The following is a 5,713-nucleotide window of genomic DNA, read 5'->3' on the forward strand; positions in this document are numbered from 1 at the left end:
CGGCTTCGTGCCGAACGACTACCAGGTCGGCCAGACCGGCAAGATCGTGGCGCCGCAGCTCTACATCGCCGTCGGCATCTCGGGCGCGATCCAGCATCTCGCCGGCATGAAGGATTCGAAGGTGATCGTCGCCATCAACAAGGACGAGGAGGCGCCGATCTTCCAGGTCGCCGATTACGGCCTGGTCGGCGACCTGTTCAAGCTCCTGCCCGAGCTCGAAGCCGAGCTGGCCAAGTAAGCGAAAGCCGGGGAACCGCATGATCAAGACGATTGGGGTGATCGGCGCCGGGCAGATGGGCAACGGGATTGCCCATGTCTGCGCGCTGGCCGGCTATGATGTCGTGCTGCAGGACATCAACGCGGCCCAGCTCGACAAGGCGCTGGAAACCATCGGCGGCAACATGAACCGCCAGGTGGCGCGCGGCAAGATCACCGAGGCCGAGAAGGTCAAGGCGATGTCGCATATCCGCACCTCGAACGACGTGCGCGCCTTCGCCGAGACCGATTTCATCGTCGAGGCGGCGACCGAGAACGAGGGCCTGAAGAAAAAGATCTTCGCCGATCTCTGCCCGGTGCTGAAGCCGAGCGCGCTGCTCGCCACCAACACCTCGTCGATCTCGGTGACGCGTCTGGCCTCCTCGACCGACCGGCCGGAAAAGTTCATGGGCATGCATTTCATGAACCCGGTGCCGGTGATGGCGCTGGTCGAGCTGATCCGCGGCATCGCCACCGACGAAGACACCTTCAAGCAGGTGCGCGAGCTGACCATCCGGCTGGGCAAGCAGCCGGCCAATTCGGAAGATTTCCCCGCCTTCATCGTCAACCGCATCCTGCTGCCGATGATCAACGAGGCGATCTACACGCTGTATGAAGGTGTCGGCTCGGTGGAAGCCATCGACACCGCCATGCGGCTCGGCGCCAACCATCCGATGGGGCCGCTTCAATTGGCCGACTTCATCGGCCTCGACACCTGCCTGTCGATCATGCAGGTACTCTACGAGGGCCTGGCCGACTCCAAGTATCGCCCCTGCCCGCTGCTGGTGAAGTATGTCGAGGCCGGCTGGCTCGGCCGCAAGACCAACCGCGGCTTCTACGACTATCGCGGCGAGCATCCGACGCCGACGCGCTGAGAATCAGGCATACAGACGACAAAGGGGCCGCATGGCCCCTTTTCTTTTGTTCAGAGAAAAATGGGATCCCGGCGCGCGCTGCGCTTGGCCGGGGTGACGACCAAAGAGAACCCGTCACCCCGGGCTTGACCCGGGGTCCCATTTTTTTGCACCTCAGAAATCGAAGCTGGTGGAGAGCAGCACCGTGCGCGGCTCGCCCTGGCCGAGGCCGCCGAAGCTGGAGATGCCCGACCAGTAATCGGTGTCGAGGATATTGCGCACGGTCAGGCGGAAGGTCGCCGGCGTCTGCACGATGGTGGTGGCATAGCGCACACCGAGGTCGTAGCGCATCCAGGCCGGGATGCTCTGCGTGTTCAGCGTGTTGACATACTGGCTGCCGGTGTAGATGGCATTGGCGCCCAGCGTCAGGCCCTGCAGGAAGGGCGTATCCCATTCCAGCCCGAGATTGGCCTGGATCTCCGGCACGCCGATCGGGCGGTTGCCCAGGGTGGTCGCCGAGTTGGTGCTGGTCAGTTCGGCATCGACCAGGGTGACGCCGCCGAGCAGGCGCAGGCCGGGCATCGCTTCGCCGAAGGCATTCAGCTCAAGCCCGCGGTTGCGCTGCTCGCCATCCGCCGAATACACGTTGTTGACCAGCTGCCCCGACGGCTTGGCCAGCTGGAACAGCGCCGCCGTGACCGCAAGCCGGCCGAAATCGACCTTCATGCCGAGCTCGTACTGTTTCGAGACATAGGGCGCCATTGCCTCGCCGGCATTGGTCGCCGTGCTGGGCGCCACATCGCCCTTGCTGAGACCCTCGATATAGCTGGTGTAAAGCGAGACATGCTGCCACGGCCTGACTACCAGGCCGGCCATCGGCGTGTTGGCGCTGTCGTCATAGCGCGAGGTGACCGCGCCGGTGGTGGCGTAATTCTTCGATTCCACGTTCTGATGCCGGACGCCCAGGGTCAGCTGGACGCGCTCGTCCAGCATCGCCACGGTATCGGCCAGCGCGAGGCCGGCCAGATCGGTCTGCGACACCTTGGGCAGCGAGCTGGGCTCGGCCACGCTCTGCGCCGCATTGGCCACCGGGTTGTAGATATTCGACAGCACGGCCTGGCCGGCATTGACCGAACCGCGCGAAATCTCGTCGTGATAGCGCGTCGCCTGCACCGTGGCAGTATGGCTCAGGCTGCCGGTGTCGAACTGGCCGCGCAGGCCGGTATCGGCCACGATGCGGTCGGTTTCCTGCGCCCAGCGCGCCGGCGTCACCGAGGTGTCGCCGGCGGCATTGAGGATGGACGGCGCGCCGAACAGGCGGTCGACGCGGGTCTGGCCGCCGCCGAAATTGGCGAACAGCGTCAGGCGGTCGCTGAGGTCGAGCTCGCCCTTGAGCAGGCCGGCCTTGTCATTGATTTCCGACCATTCCCAGGACTGCGTGATGTTGCGGCGGTTGTCGGGGGCATCGGGCGTCGCCAGGCCGGTGGTGAGGAACAGCGGGCGCGACGGCGCATTCAGGTCCTCGACCTGGTTGATCAGGTCGACCGAACCGCGGAACCGCTCGGTGCGGTAATCCGCCGCCAGAGCGCCGACATAGGCCTCGCGCGACTGGTTGTCGGCCTGGGTGTCGCCGGCATGGTAGCTGCCGTTGAAGCGGATGCCGAATTCGCGGTTTTCGCCGTAGCGGCGGCTGACATCGACACGGTTGCCGAACTGCGTGTCCTGCGCGTAATCGAAGGTGACGCGGTTGAGATCGGTATCCGGCGCCCGCTTGGGGACGATGTTGATGCCGCCGCCGACCGCGCTGTTCGGCGCCATGCCGTAGAGCAGCGCGGTGGCGCCCTTGATCACCTCGATCCGCTCCGCATATTCGGTCAGCACCCGGAAGCTGGGCGCCACGCCGTACACGCCGTCGAAGGCGATCTCGCCGACATTGCCTTCGTTGACCGGAAAGCCGCGGATGAAAAACGCATCGAGGATGCCGCCGGCATGACCGGTCACCCGCACCGAAGGATCGCTGTTGACCACTTCGGCCATGGTCACGGCCTGCTGGTCCTCGATCCTGGTCGCGGTAAAGCTGGTGGTGCTGAGCGGCGTGTCCATGAAATCGCGATTGCCGAGCATGCCGAGGCGGCTGCCGCGGGCCACCTGACCGCCGGCATAGGGATCGGACAATTCGCTGAGCGCCGCTGTGGTGTCAGCTTTGCGGCCTTCGATGGCAATGGTCGGCAGCATGGCCGCCGCGCCGCTTTTCGGCGCCTCGACCAGTGTGACGGTCGTGTCATTGGTGAAGCGGTAGGTCAGCCCGGTGCCATCGAGCAGGCGCTGCAGCGCCGCCTCGGCCGTCAGGCTGCCGGTCACGCCCGGCGACTGCAGGTTGCGGGCGATGGCGGCATCGAAAAAGAACTGCACGCCGGAGGTTTCGGTGAAGCGCGCCAGTGCGGTGACCAGCGACTGGGCGGGAATGGCAAACGTATGGCTCTGACCCGCCGCCGCCGCCGGACGGCTGGCCAGCAGCAGATAAGCCGGGAGCGTCGCGGGTGCCGCCACGGCTGCCAGGCTGCAGAGCGCCGCAGCAGCCATATGGGCGATTGCGCCCTGTTTATTCTGAGTCATCCCCCGAACCCCTTGAAAATAAATGCAAACCCCATGCTTATCGAATAAATTGCAATTGAAACTCGGTAGCATGTGAAGATAAGACGGCTGGGCCGGGACGGAACAATTAGTCGGGTATGCAGATTTTTGCCTCCCGGCCGGCAGGGCCGGATCAGCAGGGCCGGGCCAGCAGAGCCGGATCAGCGGGCGCGGATGATCACCAGGCGGTCGGTCAGGCGGGTCAGGCGCACCGGCAGGGTGGCCGCGATGGTCTGCAGGGCCGCCTCGGCCTGCGCTGCATGGAAAAAGCCGGTGACCGGCAGGGCGGCGATCCCGGCATCGGCGATCACGATGCGGCCAGGCCGGTAACGGTCGAGATCGGCGACCACCTCGGCCAGCGGCGCCTCCTGGAAGAACAGGCGGTCCTGGCGCCAGGCCAGCACCGACGCGATATCCGCCGGCACGGCCGGCCCGATGCCGTGCCGGCCGAATTGCAGGGCATTGCCCTCGCCCAGGCGTATCGTTTCGCGGCCGCCATCCACGGTGACGGCAACGGCATGCTCGCTCACCGCGACCCGCACGTCATCCTGGCCGATCCGTACATCGAAGGCGGTGCCCAGCGCGCGGATCTCGCCATTGCCGGCCGCCACCACGAAGGGCCGCGCCGCATCGGACGCCACCTGGAAATAGGCCTGGCCGCGATGCAGCGCGATGCGACGCAGGCCGGACTCCATCGTCACGGAGATGGCGGTATCGGCGGCAAGCTCGACCTGCGAGCCATCCGGCAGATCGATCCGGCGGCGTTCGCCCACGGCGGTGCGATGGTCGGCGAACATATCCGGGGAGGCAGCCAGATACGCGCCGCCGCCCAGCACCAGTGTCGCGGCGGCAGCCTGTTGCAGCCAGCCGCGCCGCGACAGCATGCCGCGTGCCGGTGCCGGTGCGGCCGGCCGCAGCCTTTCGCGCAACTGCAATGCCGGTACGACGGCATCCATGCGGGTCCACAACTGCCCGGTTTCCTCCCAGGCCTGCCGATGCGCCGGACTGGCCGCAAGCCAGGCGGAGAAACGCTGGTGGTCGGCTTCGGACACGGCATCGTCGCGCAGCAGCACGAACCACTGCTGCGCTTCCTGCAGGACTGCATCGCCGGTTTCGAAGTCCATGTTTCCTCGCGCCATCATGGGGCGGATGGCCTTGGCATTCTGCGGGTCAAGACGGGTCTTACGGTATAAGACGGTTCGGCGGCGTGATTGCCATTAGTCCTCGCTGCGCTTCAGGTGCCGGTGCAGCTGTGCCAGCGCATTGGCCATATGCACCATCACGGTATTCCTGGCGATGCCAAGCCGTGCCGCAATCTCGGCATGGCTGAGTTCATGCACCTTGGCGAGGATGAAGACCTCGCGGGCGCGCGGCGGCAGGGCATCCACGGCGCGCAGCAGGCGCTGCAATTCGCTGCGGTCGACAGCCTGCTGCTCGGGCGAGGGCCGCAGATCCGCATAAAGCGGCACGATGTCATCCCGGCCCTGTACCTCGATGCCGTGGCGGGCGCGGCGCAGATGGTCGTTGGCCAGGTTGGCCGCGACGCGGAACAGATAGCTTTTGGGATTGCCGATGGGCGCGGCATTGGCCGAGGCCGCGCGCAGCCAGGTTTCCTGCGTCAGGTCTTCCGCCAGTGCCGCATTGCCGAGCCGACGCAGCAGGAAGCGCTTCAGGCTGTCCTGATGATCGAAAAACGCTGCGAAAAGGAGGTTGCGCAAGGCTGCCATGATCCGGACGTGATTGCCTTGGCTTGCGGCGACGCTGGCTGGGGCGGTGCTGAAGCCGGACGCTATCCGATATGCGAATTGTTCGCAACTGATGCGGATGCACATGATTGCCTGGCGGGCGGCCATCGATGCAGCAAGCGCAGGGCATGAACACAGGAAAACAACGTCACCCTCGGATTTATTCCGAGGGTCCATCCGAACGTTCCGACGCTCTGACAGTTGGGATGGACCCTTGGGACAAGC

General features: G+C 65.6%; 5 protein-coding genes. 2 read left to right on the forward strand and 3 right to left on the reverse strand.

The window, feature by feature from the left end; translation table 11 throughout:
* Nucleotides 1-238, forward strand: a 238-nt coding sequence (locus OJJ21_RS14080; RefSeq protein ID WP_297687213.1) for an FAD-binding protein, incomplete at its 5' end; no start/stop codon positions are given.
* 19 nt (nucleotides 239-257) lie between these two features.
* Nucleotides 258-1,130 (forward strand): 3-hydroxybutyryl-CoA dehydrogenase, encoded by an 873-nt coding sequence (locus OJJ21_RS14085; RefSeq protein WP_297687214.1) that lies wholly within the window; start codon nucleotides 258-260, stop codon nucleotides 1,128-1,130.
* Nucleotides 1,131-1,283: 153 nt separating this feature from the next.
* Here the strand turns inward: OJJ21_RS14085 and OJJ21_RS14090 are convergent, their stop codons facing one another.
* From OJJ21_RS14090 to OJJ21_RS14100, 3 genes are all read right to left on the reverse strand, one after another.
* Nucleotides 1,284-3,725, reverse strand: coding sequence for a TonB-dependent receptor (locus tag OJJ21_RS14090; RefSeq protein ID WP_297687215.1), 2,442 nt, complete (start codon nucleotides 3,723-3,725; stop codon nucleotides 1,284-1,286).
* A 179-nt stretch (nucleotides 3,726-3,904) separates the two neighbouring features.
* Nucleotides 3,905-4,867 (reverse strand): FecR family protein, encoded by a 963-nt coding sequence (locus OJJ21_RS14095; RefSeq protein ID WP_297687216.1) that lies wholly within the window; start codon nucleotides 4,865-4,867, stop codon nucleotides 3,905-3,907.
* A 93-nt stretch (nucleotides 4,868-4,960) separates the two neighbouring features.
* Nucleotides 4,961-5,461, reverse strand: a complete 501-nt coding sequence (locus OJJ21_RS14100) for an RNA polymerase sigma factor (protein ID WP_297687217.1) — start codon at nucleotides 5,459-5,461, stop codon at nucleotides 4,961-4,963.
* Nucleotides 5,462-5,713 lie beyond the last annotated feature (252 nt).

The sequence above is a fragment of the Ferrovibrio sp. genome (genome assembly GCF_025869515.1).
In the GTDB taxonomy this organism is placed as follows: Bacteria; Pseudomonadota; Alphaproteobacteria; order Ferrovibrionales; family Ferrovibrionaceae; genus Ferrovibrio.